Raw genomic sequence first — 14,985 nt, forward strand, 5'->3', positions numbered from 1 at the left:
TTCGAGACCCCGTCGTGCCAGCATCAGTGGCAGCTGTGGTCGCCTGCGGTGTCGGCGACCGTGTTGGCCGCCTGGTCGAAGGCGGCGTCCAGCAGCGCGCCGATCGCGTCGGACGCGGTGCGGGCCGTCTCCTCGGACAGGTGGCCATAGGTGTCGACGGTGATCCCGATCGAGGAGTGACGAAGCATCTTCGACACGATCGCCATCGGCACCCCGGCGGCCAGCATCAGCGACGCGGCGCCGTGCCGGAGGTCGTGCAGCCGGATCTGGCGAAGGCCGGCCGCCGTGCTCAGCGCCACGAACCGGCGGGTCACGTACTCCGGTCGCAGCGGGGCGCCGTTCTCCCGGGCGAACACCAGGCCGTGGGCCTCGTAGGCGGGACCCCAAGACTGCCGGTCGATGTCCTGGCCGAGCCGCCACTGCAGCAGCGCGTGCATCGCGCGCTCGGTCAACGGCACCGACGCCTCGGACGACTTCGTCTTCGGGGTCGAGAACTCAAGCCGGCCGCCGACGTCGACGACGGTCTGCCGGATCCGGGCCGTCCGGTTGGTGAAGTCGAGGTCGGACCAGCGCAGCCCAAAGGCCTCGCCGCGGCGCAGCCCGCACGCGGCGATCACCTCGAACAGCGGGCCGAGCCGGTCGGTCTCGACGTGCCGCAGGAAGGTCGCGAGCTCACCGGCGGACCAGGGCTGGACCTCGGGGCGGGCCCCGTTCGGGGGAGTGACGTTGCTGGCCACGTTGAACGGCAGCCGGCGAGTCTTCACCGCGTAGGTGAGCGCGGATCGCAGGGTCGCGTGGATCCGCCGGCCGGTCACCGGGCCGCGGCCACCGGTCAGCGCGTCGACCAGGAGCTGCTCGACGTGCTCGGCGCGCAGCCGCTCGATCGGCACATGCCCGATCGCCGGGACGATGACGTTGTCTACGTGCGCCCGGTAGGACCGCAGCGTGGTCGGTTTCGCTTCGGTGGCCTTCACCTGCAGCCAGCGCGTCAGGAAGGTCGCGACGGTCTCCCGGTCGTCGACTCGCACGCCCTGTGAGGCCCGGCTGGTGACGTCGGCCAGCGCCCGGTTCGCGGCGGCCTTCGTCGTGAAGCCGCCGCGGCGCATGGTGCGGCGCTTCCCCGCCTCGCCCGGCAGGTCGACCGCGAAGTACCAGGTGCCGTGCTTCCCATCCGTGGCCAGCCGCGGGCAGGACTGGCCCAGCTGGCGGCCGGCGTCGTCACGACAGGAGCAGCGTCGGTAGACGCGCCCCCGCCGGTCGATGCTCACTCGCCCTCGCCCTCGCCCTCGCCCTCGCCCTTCGGTCGAGGCACCCCGAGGCGGTCCATCTCGTCGAGAAGCTCCGCCGGGCACGCCGGCGGGGACAGCTGCTGCTCTCGCATCCGGTCGTAATGGTCGGTCAGGCTCAGGAGTGCCGTCCGTAGTCGGCGGTCGATTCCCTCCAACTCATCTTGGTGCACCCTTGAGGACGATCCCGAGGTACTCACCCTCGTCGGGTAGCCGCCGGTCCGCCGCCTCGCCCTCGCGGAGGCGCTCACGGCGCTGGTCACGGCCCGGGAAGAGGACGCCGCGGTCTGACCTGCTCCACGCGCACCGCGAAGGGCGTGTACGTCACCCCGGAGTGGACGGTCAGGTGCTCGGCGAGGGGTTGCCGGCGTCGGCACCGTTCTCGGTGTTCCGGCCGCGGGGCGGGCCGCCGTACCAGTCGAGGCACACCATCGTCGCGTCGTCGCGGAGGTCCCCGCCGGTCGCGTCCATCACCGCGGCGCCCAGGGCGTGAACGACTTCCCGCGGGTGCAGCTCCGCGGTGTCGGCCAGGGCCGCGGCCACGTCGAGCGATGCAGCGTTGCGCTCCTGCATGCCGTCGGTGAGGAAGACGATCCGGTCGCCGGGCTCGAGGGAAAGGGACTGCACTTCGAAGGCCTTGCCGGGCAGTACGCCGAACGGCGCCTCGACGCGGAGCCCGATCTCCTCCACGACACCTCCCCGGAGCCGAAGGGGCAGGGTGTGCCCGGCGTTGACGATCACGGCCGCGCCGGTGTGCAGGTCCACGCGCACGAGCTGACCGGTGACGAACTGGCCATGCGGCGCGTTCTCGGCCAGGCAGTCGTTGGCGTAGCTGGCCTGCTCGCCGAGGTCCATCCCCTTACGGCGACCGTTGCGCAAGCCGCCGACCAGCACGGTGGCCAGCAGAGACGCCGCGACCTGATGGCCGACCGCGTCGGTGATCGACACCTGCAAGCTGTCGCGGTCGAGGGTGTAGTCGAAGGTGTCCCCACCGACCGCGTGGGCCGGTTCCAGCCATCCGGCGAGGGTGAACTGCCCGGCCTCGCAGGTGAAGGCGGCCGGCAGCAGTCGGCGCTGGATCTCCGCGGCCAGGGAGAACGGGGTGGAGCGCATGCCCCACTCGAACACGTCGGTGTGCCGGCGGGCGGCGATGAGGATGTAGGCCAGCGCGTGCGCGGCGGTGCCGATGTCGGCGACCTCCTGGGGGGAGGGGATGCGGGGCAGCCGCAGTTCGAGCAGCCCGATGGCGTCCCCGCGGTCGGTGACCGGGGCGACCATCCGGGCGCCGTTGTCGACCGGCTGCACGTCGGCCCGCTGTGTCCGCAGGACGCTGTCGTAGACGGTGCCCGCCAGTGGCACCGTCTTGGCCTGCTCGACTCCGCGTCCGCGGGCGCCGTCGACCCGGTCGGTGGACGTCAGCCGGACGACTGCCCGGCCGCTGAAGTCGGCGATCAGGAGGTGCACCTCCTGGGCGCCGACCATCTCCGCGAGCCGGGCCGCGACCACCGGGACCGAGTCGACCGGCGCTGCCGCCTCCACCTCGTCGAGGAGTTGGCCGACGTCTAGCCGTCCAGACCTCGACCCCCGCACGGGGCAGACCCTAGCGCGGCGTAGCCGCCAGGGCGCCCGCGAGATGCGGTCCAGCAGCTCGTTCCCCAGCGGCCAAAGTGCGCGGTCTCCGGCGGGCGGAGGTCGTTGTTGGCCGGGACGTCCACTGCTTCGCTCCGCGCAGCGTCCCGGGTCGCCGGTCGCTTGCGCCGCGTGTACTTTCCGCACCGGCGCCGTTCCGAGGTCGGTTCGGCGCCTGTCGTGCGTTGGTCGTGTCGCGCGGGCACCCCGGAAGGGTCGCCTTGGCCCCGCGGAACGCGCCGGAGCTGCGGAAGGAGCGCGGATGAGCGAGCCGCTGTGGGTGCGCCGTGCTCTGCCGCAGCTGGCGCCCGATGCCGGGCTCGTCGGCCGGTGGCGGCCCGGCCGCGCCGCCGACGTCTCCGCCTCCCGGCGACAGCTGGCGGCCGCGATGCAGGACGGCGACCGGCCGATGGCCGCGAGCGATGAAGCCGTGGAACGGCTGCTGCTGGCGTTTGAGGAGCTGGTCAGCAACGCCGTCCGGCACGCCCGGCCGCCGGTCGAGGCGACCGTCACGGCGACCGACCGTTTCTGGCTGCTTCAGGTCACTGACGACGCTGGTGAGGAGCCGCCGTCCCCGGCGGTCGACCGCGACGCCGCCCTCGGTGGACTCGGTCTCGGCATGGTCGCGGCCATCTGCGGCGCGGTGGGCTGGGAGCCGCTCGAGGCCGGGCGCAAGGTCGTCTGGGCTCGGCTGGACTTCACCGGCGATGAGGCGCTCGGCTCGGTGCCCCGGCCTCGCGACGGCGCCACCGACCCGCCCCCCGCCCGGGCGATCGGACCCACGGTGAGCACCCCGCAGCACCCAGCCCCGGCGCCGGCGGCGGCGGCGGCGCCGGCCCTCTCGGCGGCTCCCGCTGCGACCCACGACGCGGTCCCGGCGACTGCTGGGGTGGTCGGTGAGATCGCCGCGTCGCGGCTGGGGGCCGGGGTGCTCGCGGCGGCGCTGGCTGCGTTGCCGGACGGGGTGGCGATCTTCGACCGCGAGTGGACGATCGACTACGTCAACCCGGTGGGGGCGGCGCTGCTCGGCCGGCCGGCCGGCGAGCTGGTGGGGCGCAACATCTGGGTCGCCCTGCCCGAGCTCGGCGGCACCATCCTGCACGACTTCTTGCTGCACGCCCGTGGCGTCGGCGAGCCGGTGACCTGGGCCGGCTTCTACCCACCGGCCGGCCGGTGGCTGTCGGTCACCGCCGGCACGTTGGGCGGCCTGCTGCAGATGACCTTCCGCGCCACCGACGACCGGCCCGACGAGCCGGTCGCCGCCGGCACCGGGCCGGAACGGGCGGCGACCGACACCGAAGCCGATCGGGACCGGCTGCGGTTCCTCGCCGAGGTCAGCGAGTCCCTCATCGCGACGCTGGACACCGGCGCGTCGGCCAGCCGGCTGGCCGAGCTGACCGCTCGCCGGTTCTGCGACTGGGCGATCGTGGCCCTGGTCGGCGAGGACGGCCGGGACAACGAGGATTCTTGGGCGCACCGCGATCCAGGCCGGGCTGCGGATCTGGACACCTACATGCGCGGCCGGCTGCGCGGCACCGGCGACGACACCGTTCTGGTCAACGCGCTGCTGACCGGCGAGCCGATCCAGGTGCCCACGATCAACCAGGAACAGGTAGCCCCCTCGCTGCCCACCGAGCAGGTGCGCGAAGCCTGGCAGCGGCTGAACCTCACCTCCTGCAGCATCGTGCCGTTGCGCGCCCGAGGGGAGACCTTCGGCGTGCTGGCGTTGATGAACGCCGACGGCCAGCCACTGCAGACGGAGCTGGAGCTGGCCACCGCCGTCGAGGTCGCCCGCCGCGGCGCGCTCGCGCTGGACAATGCCCGGCTCTACGGCCGCCAGCTCAAGGTCGCCGAGACCCTGCAGCACAGCCTGCTCACCCCACCTCCCCAGCCGGACCGCCTGCAGATCTGCGTGCGCTACCGGCCCGCGGCCAGCCACCAGCAGGTCGGCGGCGACTGGTACGACGCCTTCACGCAGCCCGACGGCGCCACCATGCTGGTGATCGGCGACGTGGTCGGGCACAACGTCGACGCCGCCGCCGCGATGGGCCAGATCCGCAGCATCCTGCGCGGCATCGCCTACGACCGGCCGGAGAGCCCCGCGCAGATCCTGCGCCGGGTCGACGCCGCGCTGGCCGGCCTGCACGTCGACACCCTCGCCACCGCCCTCATCGCCCGCATCGAGCAGACCCCACAACACGAGGCCGCCGAACAGCGGCTGCTGCGGTGGTCCTCCGCGGGCCACCTCCCGCCTCTGCTATTGCACGCCGACGGGACGGTGCAACTGCTCGACAGCCCGCCGGAGCGGCTGCTCGGCACCGGCACCACCAGCCCACGCAACGACCACCAGGCCCTCGTGTGCCCCGGCGACACCGTCCTCTTCTACACCGACGGCCTGGTCGAGACCGGCCGCACCGCCATCGATGAGGGCATTGCGCGGCTCGCCACCGAACTCGCCCTCCTGCGGGCCGTGCCGGTGGACGAGCTCTGTGACCGGCTGCTCGCTCGGATCGCGCCCGGCCGCACCGACGACGACATCGCCGTACTCGCCCTGCACGCAGGCACCGACGGCTGAGCCGTCCGAACGTCCGGCCGCCCGGCGAGTCGCTCCCGGATGGCGGTGAACATGTCGCTGGGCACGGGAACCGTCGATCTGTCACCTCCGAGAACCGAATTCGCCCAAGGCCAGAACCCGTGGATCTGACGTTGGTCACCGGCGAGGGCCAACAGGGTGCCAATGAAGCGAACGCGACGGCGCGCGACCCTCCGTGGGCCGACGCTGGCCGCCACATCCCCGGCTCCGGCCAGCGGTCGCCGGGGGCGGGCGGGGACACTCGCGCCGAAATCCGCGGCTGGCCAGGTCGCCGGGGGCGGGCGGGGACACTCGCGCCGAAATCCGCGGCTGGCCAGGATCGCGGTCCGCCTACGGGGCGTCGCGGAGTCTTCGTGCTGCGGGACCGCTCGCAGCGGTAACCGTCGGTCGGGGCTCGCGGCAGCCTCCGGGGATCAAGACCGGCGGCCGTGCTGGACTCTGGAGTTGGCTTCACGGTTCGGTCACGGTGGAGACATGGCTGAGCCCCCGGCCGCCCGTCCCGACCGCCTATCCGCGCCGAAGGCCGCGTTAGCCGGCCCCGCCCGCCACGGACCCCCAGGGTCGATGACTCACGCTGATCACGACGATTTCGCCTCTGGTCGGAGCGGCGGCCCGCGGCGGTGGCTCGTCGGCGCCGACGCGGTGATGCCACGCCCGCGACCGGCAAACGGCCACCCGACGGCCGGTGCAGCCCCGGTCGGCCGGCTGCACGCGATCGACGAGACGGGCCTGACGTCGGGACGGGCGGTCTGCCTCGCCCCCGTCGTGTCGCTGGATCCAGCCGTGTGGTTCTGGCCGGGATCCGCCGACCGCGTCTGGCCGCTGTGCTGGGCCTGCCTCACCGTCACGCATGACGCCGGCGACGGCCCCGGCTCCCTCAGCTGACCGGCCACCCCGGGTTGGCCGGCCGCGCTGCGACGTCGCCGCCGACCTGCGGCTCCATCCGGCGACGAGGCGAGCGTGGTAGGGCAGTCAGCCTGCGGATTAGGTATCCGCAGGCGCATCTTGTGACCTGGGCCTTCTGCCTCGGTGGTCGCGGTGTGGTCGCGTCGTCCGGAGCCAGTGGTCCTGCGTTGACACCGGGTCCTTGACGCGGATGGTCAGACGCGGCTGGCCCAGCCGCCGCTCTCCGCGGGCAGGCGCCGCTTGGCCTGAACATCCGGCTTTCGGCACCGCCGGCCCAAACCTGGTGCTAGAGGTTGACGAGCTGCCAACCGTCGCGGTCGAGCTCGTTGATGAGTACCCGGCTCGGGCCGGTCCGCCGTTGCCGGAGTCGATGAGCTCGGGCTCCGGTCGGCCGCAGGACTCGTGTCGCCTCCACGTTCCCGTCCGACTCGACGTGCACGGTCATGTGCTACCACAGCTTCGTGATGGGCACGGTAGTCAGCGGGGGCGCTATAAGGGCTGGGGGGCGTCGGCGGCACGGCGGCCTGGCGCCCTGGGTGCTCTCTCTGGCCTCTGTCCCTAACCGTCTCCAAGGCTCGCCCGTAGACCCAGCGGCAGAAGCAGGTCGAGCACGACCGTCGCCCACCAAGCAGACCTACCAGGGCGGTATCACCGTGGCTCCTCGGCGCTCGGAAAGGCGACCGGTCCTGGGGTTCGTGAAACGTCAACGGGGATCGCGGCACGCGTTTCCGTGCGTAGCTCACCGCCGGTAGCGGTCTGCATTGACCGTCCGTGGTCTGTTGGCCACGCTGCATTGGCACGGCGCACTCCGCCCGGGAGGGTTGATGGCTAGGGTCTTCGTCAGCCATTCGAGCAGGGACGCCGCCCTGGCCGCGGACGTGCACCGGTGGTTGGTCGATGAGGGCCATGAAGCGTTCCTCGACCAGGACTTGTCTGACGGCATCCTCGCCGGCGAGGAGTGGGAGAAGCGGCTGCACGAGCGGCTGCGCTGGGCCGACGCCGTGGTCTGCGTGCTGACCTCGGCCTATCTGGCGTCGGTGTGGTGCACCGCCGAGCTGGCGATTGCTCAGTCGCGGGGGAGCCGGCTGCTGCCGATTCGAGCTGAATACGGACTCCGGCATCCGCTGCTGGACTCCGTGCAGTACGTGGACTTGACGCTCGATGCGGCAGCGGCCCGGGCAAGGGTGATCGAGGCGCTACTGCGGGTCGACGCTGCGGGCGGATATGGCCGGCCGGATGACCGCTCACCGTTCCCGGGCCTGCGCCCCCTGGACACGGACGAGCACTCGGTGTTCTTCGGTCGCGCTCGCGAGATCGACGAGCTCGCCACCCTGCTGCGCTCACCGGCGGAACAAGCCTATCCAGCGGTCCTGGTCGTCGTGGGCCCGTCTGGCTGCGGGAAGTCGTCGTTGGTGCGGGCGGGGCTGCTGCCGGTGATGGCGGCCGAGCCAGGGTGGTGGACGCTACCGGCGATCCTGCCCGGCACCCAGCCGGTGGCGGCACTCGCCCGTGAGCTGGCCGCCTCGGCTCACCAGCTCGGCCTGGCCTGGACGGTCACCGACGTGCGCCGCCGCCTCGACGCTGGCGACCTCACCGGATTGGTCGATGACCTTCTCCTCGCCGTGCCTGGACGTCGCCGCCGGCACCTGCTGATCGTGGTCGATCAGTTCGAGGAGCTGCTGACCCAGACCGGACTGCAGCAGCGGGCCCAGTTCGCCGAGCTGCTACGGGATGCCCTGGCCGGTCCGATGCGGGTTGTGGCCACGCTGCGCCCCGAGTTCCTCGAACCGCTGCTCGCCAGCTCGGATCTGTCCGCTCTCCCGACGCGAACCCACATCCTGCGGCCGCTTCGGCCCGAGGCGTTGCGCGCGGTCATCGAAGGCCCGGCCGACCGGGCCGGCATCACCATCGACGCGGAACTGGTGCCGCGTCTGGTTGCCGATACCGGCGGCGGCGAGGCGCTGCCGCTGCTGGCCTACACCTTGGCTCAGCTAGCCGACGGCGTCACCCGCGGCGGACGGCTAACCACCACCCGGTACGAGCAGCTCGGTGAGGTGCACGGGGTGCTGGTCCGGCAGGCCGACGCGGCGCTGGCTGACGCCCTCGCCGCTGGTGGGCGCTCCCGTGAAGAGGTGATCCGGGAGCTCCTCAGGCTCGTGACCGTTGACGAGCAGGGCCGCCCCACCCGCTGGCGCGTTCCCCGCGATGAGTTGCCGCGCCAGGTGCTCACCGAGCTGCAGCCGTTCATCGACCGTCGGCTGCTCACCACCGACACCGAGGGCGGCCATGTCGTCCTCGGTGTCGCCCACGAGGCGTTCCTGTCCGCCTGGCCACCCCTCATCGAGGCGATTGCCGCTGCGGCGTCGGCGCTGCGTGCCCGACGCCAGGTCGAACAGGCCGCGGCCCAATGGATCGAGGACGGGCACGCATCGTCCCGGCTGTGGGAACGTGGCCAACTCGCCGCCGCACTCGCCGACACCGGCGCGCGCCTTCAGTCACACCGCGGGGCGCCGAAGGCACCTCCCGCCGGCGATGGATTCGTCCCGCATCGGCGATCGCCGGTGCAATGGCGACGCGGGCACCGGACCTTGGTAGCCGAACGCGTAGAGCTGAGCGCCCGCGCCCGGGACTTCCTCGCCGCGAGCATCCGCCGCGACCGCCGCCGCCGTAATCGGGCTGTCACCACTCTGTCGGTGCTCCTCGTGCTGGCGCTCGGCGCGGCGGCGTTCGCGATTGGCCAGCAGCGTTCAGCGGAGGAACGCCAGCGGCTCGCCACCGCTCGCCTGCTCGTCACGCAGGCCGAGAGCAGCCTCGACCGTGACCCTCGGACGGCGCTGAGAATGGGCGAAGCGGCCCTACGCATCCATCCCAGTTCGGAGACAGAGTCGGCGCTGGTGAGGAACGTTCTCACCACTCCATACACGGGAACCCTCACCGGTTCGGTGTATGCGGTGGCGTTCGCCCCGAACGGGCACATCCTGGCCACCGTTAGCGCCGAGGACAGCAGCAGCGTCATCCTGTGGGACACCGCTGACCCGGCGGCACCCCAGCGGCTGGGCGCTCCGCTCAGCGGCCACACCGGCTGGGTGTCCGAGGTGGTGTTCGCCCGCGACGGGCACACCCTGGCCACCGCCGGCGCCGACGGCACGCTCTTATGGGATGTCACCGACCCGGCCGCACCGCAGCGGCTGGGCGCTCCGCTCAGCGGCCACACCGGCGGGGTGTATGCGGTGGCGTTCGCCCCGAACGGGCACATCCTGGCCACCGCCGGCGGCGACGACGGCACCCTCATCCTGTGGGATATCACCGACCCGGCCGCACCCCGGCAACTCGGCTCCCCATTCACCGGACACTCCCTCGAGGTGAACGCGGTGGCGTTCGCGCGGAACGGGCACATCCTGGCCACCGCCGGCAGCGACGACCTCGGCGGCAGTTTCGTCATCCTGTGGGATATCACCGACCCGGCCGCACCCCGGCGACTCGGCTCTCCGCTCACCGGCTACAGCGGCGTGGTGCATGTGGCGTTCGCCCCCGACGGGCACGCGATGGTAACTGCCGACGCCGGTGCCACGGTCATCCTGTGGGATGTCACCGACCCGGCCGTACCGCAGCGTCTGGGCTCCTCGCTCAGCGGCCACACCGGCGGGGTGTATGCGGTGGCGTTCGCCCCGAACGGGCACACCCTGGCCACCGCCGGCGCCAACGGCACGCTCTTATGGGATATCACCGACCCGGCCGTACCGCAGCGTCTGGGCTCCTCGCTCAGCGGCCACACCGGCGGGGTGTATGCGGTGGCGTTCGCCCCGAACGGGCACACCCTGGCCACCGCCGGCTACGACACCGTCATCCTGTGGGAGCTCACCGACCCGGCCGCACCCCAGCAGTTGGGCGCCCCACTCAGCGGCCACACCAGCGGGGTGGGTGCGGTCGCTTTCGCCCCCAACAAGCACATCCTGGCCACCGCTGGCTTCGACGAGAGCAATGACAACAGCCGAGTGATTGAGGACAGCACCGTCGTCCTGTGGGATGTCACCAACCCTGCCACACCACAGCGACTCGGCTCACCTCTCAGGAGCTCGTTGGGGATGGTGTTCGCGTTGGTGTTCGCCCCGAACGGACGCACTCTGGTCACCGCCGGCGCCGACGGCACCGTGTTGTGGGACATCAGCGACCCGGCTGCTCCCCGCCAACTCGGCGCTCCGCTCACCGGCCACCCCGGCGCGGTCATAGACGTGGCGTTCGCCCCCGACGGACACATCCTGGCCACCGCTGGCGCCGACGACGGCGCCATCATTCTGTGGGACACCACTGACCCGGCGGCACCCCAGCGGCTGGGCGCTCCGCTCAGCGGCCACACCGGCGGGGTGTCCGAGGTGGCGTTCGTCCCCGACGGGCACACCCTGGGCACCGCTGGCGCCGACGACGGCGCCATCATTCTGTGGGACACCACTGACCCGGCGGCACCCCAGCGGCTGGGCGCTCCGCTCAGCGGCCACACCGGCGGGGTGTCCGAGGTGGCGTTCGTCCCCGACGGGCACACCCTGGGCACCGCTGGCGCCGACGACGGCGCCATCATTCTGTGGGACACCACTGACCCGGCGGCACCCCAGCGGCTGGGCGCTCCGCTCAGCGGCCACACCGGCGAAGTCTCCGAGGTGGCGTTCGCCCCCGACGGGCACATCCTGGCCACCGCCGGCGGCGACGACGGCACCCTCATCCTGTGGGACACCACTGACCCGGCCGCACCCCGGCGACTCGGCTCTTCACTCACCGGCCACACGGGCGGGGTGTGGGAGGCGGCGTTCGTCTCGAACGGGCACATCCTGGCTACTGTCGGCAACGACGGCATCATCCTGTGGGATATCGCCGACCCGGCCAGGCCACAGCGGCTCAGCCCCCGGCTCCCCGACGGGGTGTATGAGGTGGCGTTCGCTCCGAACGGCCACACCATGGCCACCGGCGGCCGTAACGGCACCGTCATACTTTGGGACTTCACGGGCCTTCAGTCACTTCGTGCACACGCAATCGAACATGCCTGCGCCATCACTGGCGGTAGCTTTAGTCATTCGGAGTGGGCGAAGTACGTGCCAGGTTTGAAATACATCGACGCTTGTGGAACATAACTTCTCGCACGGTCTCCCGCGTGCTGGGTCGCTGCGGGGCGCCCCGGCTGGCCGCGCTAGACTCGATGACCGGCGAGGTGATCCGGTCCTCCAAGGTGACCGCGGTCCGCTACGAGCGGTCCCGGCCCGGCGAGCTGGTGCACATGGACGTCAAGAAGCTGGCCCGTATCCCCGATGGCGGAGACTGGCGGGCGCACGGCCGCGCCGCCAGCAGCACCAGCCGCGATCGGGCCACCGCCGTCGGCTACGACTACGTGCACTCGCTGGTCGATGACCACTCCCGGCTGGCCTACTCCGAGATCCTGCCCGACGAGAAGGGCACCACCTGCGCGGGCTTCCTCACCCGCGCCGCCGGCTACTTCGCCACCCACGGCATTGCTCGGATCGAGCGGGTGATGACCGACAACGCTGGGCCTACCGGTGGTCCCTGCGCGAGGTCATCACCGCCCTCGGCGCCCGGAAGATCATCAAGCCGCATTGCCCATGGGAGAACGGCAAGGTCGAACGACTCAACCGCACCCTGGCCACCGAATGGGCCACCGGCAGGTCTTCGCCAGCAACGACCAGTGCCCCGCCGCCCTGGATCGAGCACTACAACCCACGACGCCGCCACAGCGCCCTCGGCGGACTTCCTCTGATCAGCCGCCTGGCACCAACCTGATGGCCAGGTACAACTAGGGCATAGCTGGCCAGGGTGAGGTGCGAGTCCTAAGACGCGGATGGTTGGCCTGCTGCAGAGGCAGCGGGTCCGCGAGAAACCGACCAAGCCTAGAACAACCGGGCCATCGAGTCCTGATCGTGGGGAACCCTCGCTTGAAGGACCGCTCCCAGCGGAAGAATGACTGGCTGGCCGACAGGCTGGCAGGTAGATGTGTGGTCGCGTTGTGGTCGCGGACTGCACGTCATCGGACGATGAGCGACGGCAATCGTCAACACCCGGTATGGCCCTGACCAGCACGGACGGCATCACGCAGTACCGCCTGGCAGTTCACCGGTAGGACTTTTAATCCGCGGGTTGTGGGTTCGATCCCCACGGGGCCCACCGTCTTGACCAGCACCTTTACTAGTTCTCGATCTGTCGCTTGGGGCTCGCGCCCACACGGCGCCCACACGGTCTTCCGTCGCAGCCCGCGCGGCGGCGTCCATCCGTTCGGCCAGAGCGGCCAGATCGTCGTCGAACAGGCCGGAGTAGACGTCGAGGGTCATCGCCGCTGAGGCGTGGCCGAGCATCCGCTGGACGCTCTTGACGTTGGCGCCGCTGGCGACGGCGAGGGAGGCTGCCGTGTGCCGGAGGTCGTGCGGAGTGACGTCGCTCAGGCCGGCTGCTCGTACCGCTGGATCGAAGACGACGCGACGCCAGTTGCGAAGGCGAAGCACCGCGCCGCTGGCCGTGGTCACCAACAGGTCGTCGCCCTGCTTGCCCTCGCAGCGGCGGGCCAGCGGCTCGGCGAGGGCTGCGGGCAGGGGCACGGGCCTCGGTCCAGTCCCGCAGTCGTCGCCAGCAGGTCACTCCTGAGCAGCCGACCACCGACGTGGGCAGCTGGTTCCAGGCGATGCCGGTCTTGAGCACGAACACGATCCCGGCCAGCGCCGCTCGGTCGGACTCTGCCGGTTACGGTGGCAGGTCTTCGAGGAGGGCGGGATTCTCCAGCTTGCGGGCTAGCTCGGTCAGCGTGACCTGCACCTCCTGGCGCCCGAGCCCGACGCCGTCTGCATTCAAGGTTGCAGGCAGGGACTGTGCGGCACGAGCCCGCCCCGGCAATGCGCAGCTGGAACGTTCTAAACGCTTTGGCTAGGCTGACCCACATGACCCCGCGGCTTGGCTCGGCCGCCAGCCGCCGCCCCACGCTGGCCGACGTCGCCGCCCGCGCCGGCGTGTCCGTCGCGCTGGTCTCCATCGTGATGCGCGATGCGCCGGGGGCCAGCTCCGCGACCCGGGAGCGGGTGCGGCGCGCGGCCGAGGAGCTGGGCTACCGCCCCGACAGCCGCGCCCGGCTGCTGCGCAGCGCCCGCAGCCGGCTGATCGGCGTGGTGTTCGCCGTGCAGCACGCCTTCCACGGCGACCTCGTCGGCGGCCTCTACACCGCCGCCGACGCCGCCGACTACGAACTGGCCCTAAGCGCCGTCACCCCCGGTCGCGACGAGCGCCGCGCCGTCACGAGCCTGCTCCAGGACCGCTGTGAGGCGCTGATCCTGCTCGGCCCCCACGCACCAACGTCCTACCTGGCCGAACTCGCCGCCCGCATGCCCCTCGTCGTCGTCGCCCGCCCGGTGCGGCACCGCACCGTCGACGTGATCCGCACCGACGATATCGCCGGACTCGGGCAGGCCGTCGACCACCTCGTCGCGCTCGGCCACACCCGCACCGCCCACATCGACGGCGGCCGCGCTCCCGGCGCAGCCGAACGCCGACGCGGCTACCGCGGAGCCCTCCAGCGGCACGGCCTGGCCGACGCCGCCCTCATCCTGCCTGGCGGACTCACCGAGCAGGATGGAGCCACTGCGGCTCGCGCTCTGCTCGACACTCACCCCCTGCCCACCGCGGTCACCGTGTTCAACGACCGCAGCGCCACCGGCGTTCTCGATGTCCTGCGCAGCGCCGGTATTGACGTGCCCGGCGACATGTCCGTCGTCGGGTTCGACGACAGCCGCCTGGCCCGCCTGTCGCACATCGCGCTCACCACCGTCGCGCAGGACACCCAGCAGCTCACCAGCCTCTCCGTCGCCCGCGCCGCCGCTCGGCTCGACGGCTCGGCCATCACCGAACGCGAGCTGGTCATCCCACCCCACCTCATCATCCGCGGCACGACCGCACCGCCCACTCGCTGACATCGAGGTGACCGTGCCTCTTGGCGTCGCGACCCAGTGATCGCAGGCCACCCGCACCAACGGCAGACGACGTCACGCCCAGCAGTGGAGCCCGACTGCATGAGTGTGACGGCGACCTGTTGGTGCACTGCATCCATGATCACTCGGCAGATGGCGGCGACGAGCACGACGAGCACGACGAGCACCCGATCACGAGTCGGCCTCGGCGGATCGTTCCAGCGAGCGATGTCGCGGATACGAGCGAGCCGCACCTCCCGCGTCCACGCCCGGCCAACCAACGAAAGGCGAGTTCACGCGCCTCCTGCGCGGCGGCTGAGACAGCGTCAATCGCCGGGCCGGCGTCGACCGCGACGTTCAAACGCGGATTCCCTGCCGCAGGGCGAGCGCCACCGCGCCGACTACACCGCTCCGGCTACTCTTTCGGTTCCGGGACCTGACCGCCCGCGGCCTCACCGGAGTTCAGCTCGTGACCTCCGACGCGCACCGCGGGCTGGTCGAGGCGATCGGTGCCGCCCTGCCCGGCGCGGCCTGGCAGCGCTGCCGCACCCACTGGGCCTGTAAAGAATCAACTTGTCGGCGTGTTGTTGGCGGCGGCCTGGGGACCCGGCAGTGAGGCGAG

The 14,985-nt window shown here is 71.7% G+C and carries 6 protein-coding genes and 3 pseudogenes; 5 read left to right on the top strand and 4 right to left on the bottom strand.

The window, feature by feature from the left end:
* Positions 1-23 precede the first annotated feature (23 nt).
* Both HK417_RS20100 and HK417_RS25765 read right to left on the bottom strand, forming a co-directional pair.
* A complete protein-coding gene (locus HK417_RS20100) occupies positions 24-1,268 on the bottom strand; it encodes a tyrosine-type recombinase/integrase (protein WP_222270298.1) in 1,245 nt (414 codons plus the stop codon).
* A gap of 360 nt (positions 1,269-1,628) precedes the next feature.
* Positions 1,629-2,876: a PP2C family protein-serine/threonine phosphatase gene (locus HK417_RS25765; protein ID WP_222270308.1), complete on the bottom strand. Its 1,248-nt coding sequence runs from the start codon at positions 2,874-2,876 to the stop codon at positions 1,629-1,631.
* A 301-nt stretch (positions 2,877-3,177) separates the two neighbouring features.
* On the opposite strand from HK417_RS25765, the gene HK417_RS20110 reads away from it, so the two are divergent.
* The 3 genes and pseudogenes from HK417_RS20110 to HK417_RS20120 form a co-directional block, all read left to right on the top strand.
* On the top strand, positions 3,178-5,490 hold the full coding sequence (locus HK417_RS20110) for a SpoIIE family protein phosphatase (RefSeq protein WP_261327390.1): 2,313 nt from the start codon (positions 3,178-3,180) through the stop codon (positions 5,488-5,490).
* 1,748 nt (positions 5,491-7,238) lie between these two features.
* A complete protein-coding gene (locus tag HK417_RS20115; protein WP_222270309.1) occupies positions 7,239-11,537 on the top strand; it encodes an nSTAND1 domain-containing NTPase in 4,299 nt (1,432 codons plus the stop codon).
* A pseudogene (locus tag HK417_RS20120) lies at positions 11,534-12,198 on the top strand (integrase core domain-containing protein); the annotation flags it as partial. The gene HK417_RS20115 and the pseudogene HK417_RS20120, both read left to right, overlap by 4 nt.
* Positions 12,199-12,503: 305 nt before the next feature.
* Here HK417_RS20120 and HK417_RS20125 read toward each other — a convergent pair.
* Both HK417_RS20125 and HK417_RS25770 read right to left on the bottom strand, forming a co-directional pair.
* Positions 12,504-13,007 (bottom strand): tyrosine-type recombinase/integrase, encoded by a 504-nt coding sequence (locus HK417_RS20125; RefSeq protein WP_222270327.1) that lies wholly within the window; start codon positions 13,005-13,007, stop codon positions 12,504-12,506.
* Position 13,008: 1 nt separating this feature from the next.
* Positions 13,009-13,137 (bottom strand): annotated as a pseudogene (locus tag HK417_RS25770) (transposase); the annotation flags it as partial.
* Between the two features lie 206 nt (positions 13,138-13,343).
* On the opposite strand from HK417_RS25770, the gene HK417_RS20135 reads away from it, so the two are divergent.
* Both HK417_RS20135 and HK417_RS20140 read left to right on the top strand, forming a co-directional pair.
* Positions 13,344-14,366 carry a LacI family DNA-binding transcriptional regulator gene (locus HK417_RS20135; RefSeq protein ID WP_222270337.1) on the top strand — a complete coding sequence of 341 codons (1,023 nt, stop codon included), beginning with the start codon at positions 13,344-13,346 and terminating at the stop codon, positions 14,364-14,366.
* 424 nt (positions 14,367-14,790) lie between these two features.
* Positions 14,791-14,922 (top strand): annotated as a pseudogene (locus HK417_RS20140) (transposase); the annotation flags it as partial.
* Between the last annotated feature and the right edge of the window lie 63 nt (positions 14,923-14,985).

It is taken from the genome of Modestobacter marinus (assembly GCF_019799945.1).
Taxonomy (GTDB): Bacteria; Actinomycetota; Actinomycetes; order Mycobacteriales; family Geodermatophilaceae; genus Modestobacter; species Modestobacter marinus_B.

Coding starts and splice junctions, on each gene's coding strand:
- HK417_RS20110 (WP_261327390.1), top strand. CDS start 3,178: ATGAGCGAGCCGCTGTGGGTGCGCCGTGCTCTGCCGCAGCTGGCGCCC.
- HK417_RS20115 (WP_222270309.1), top strand. CDS start 7,239: ATGGCTAGGGTCTTCGTCAGCCATTCGAGCAGGGACGCCGCCCTGGCC.
- HK417_RS20135 (WP_222270337.1), top strand. CDS start 13,344: ATGACCCCGCGGCTTGGCTCGGCCGCCAGCCGCCGCCCCACGCTGGCC.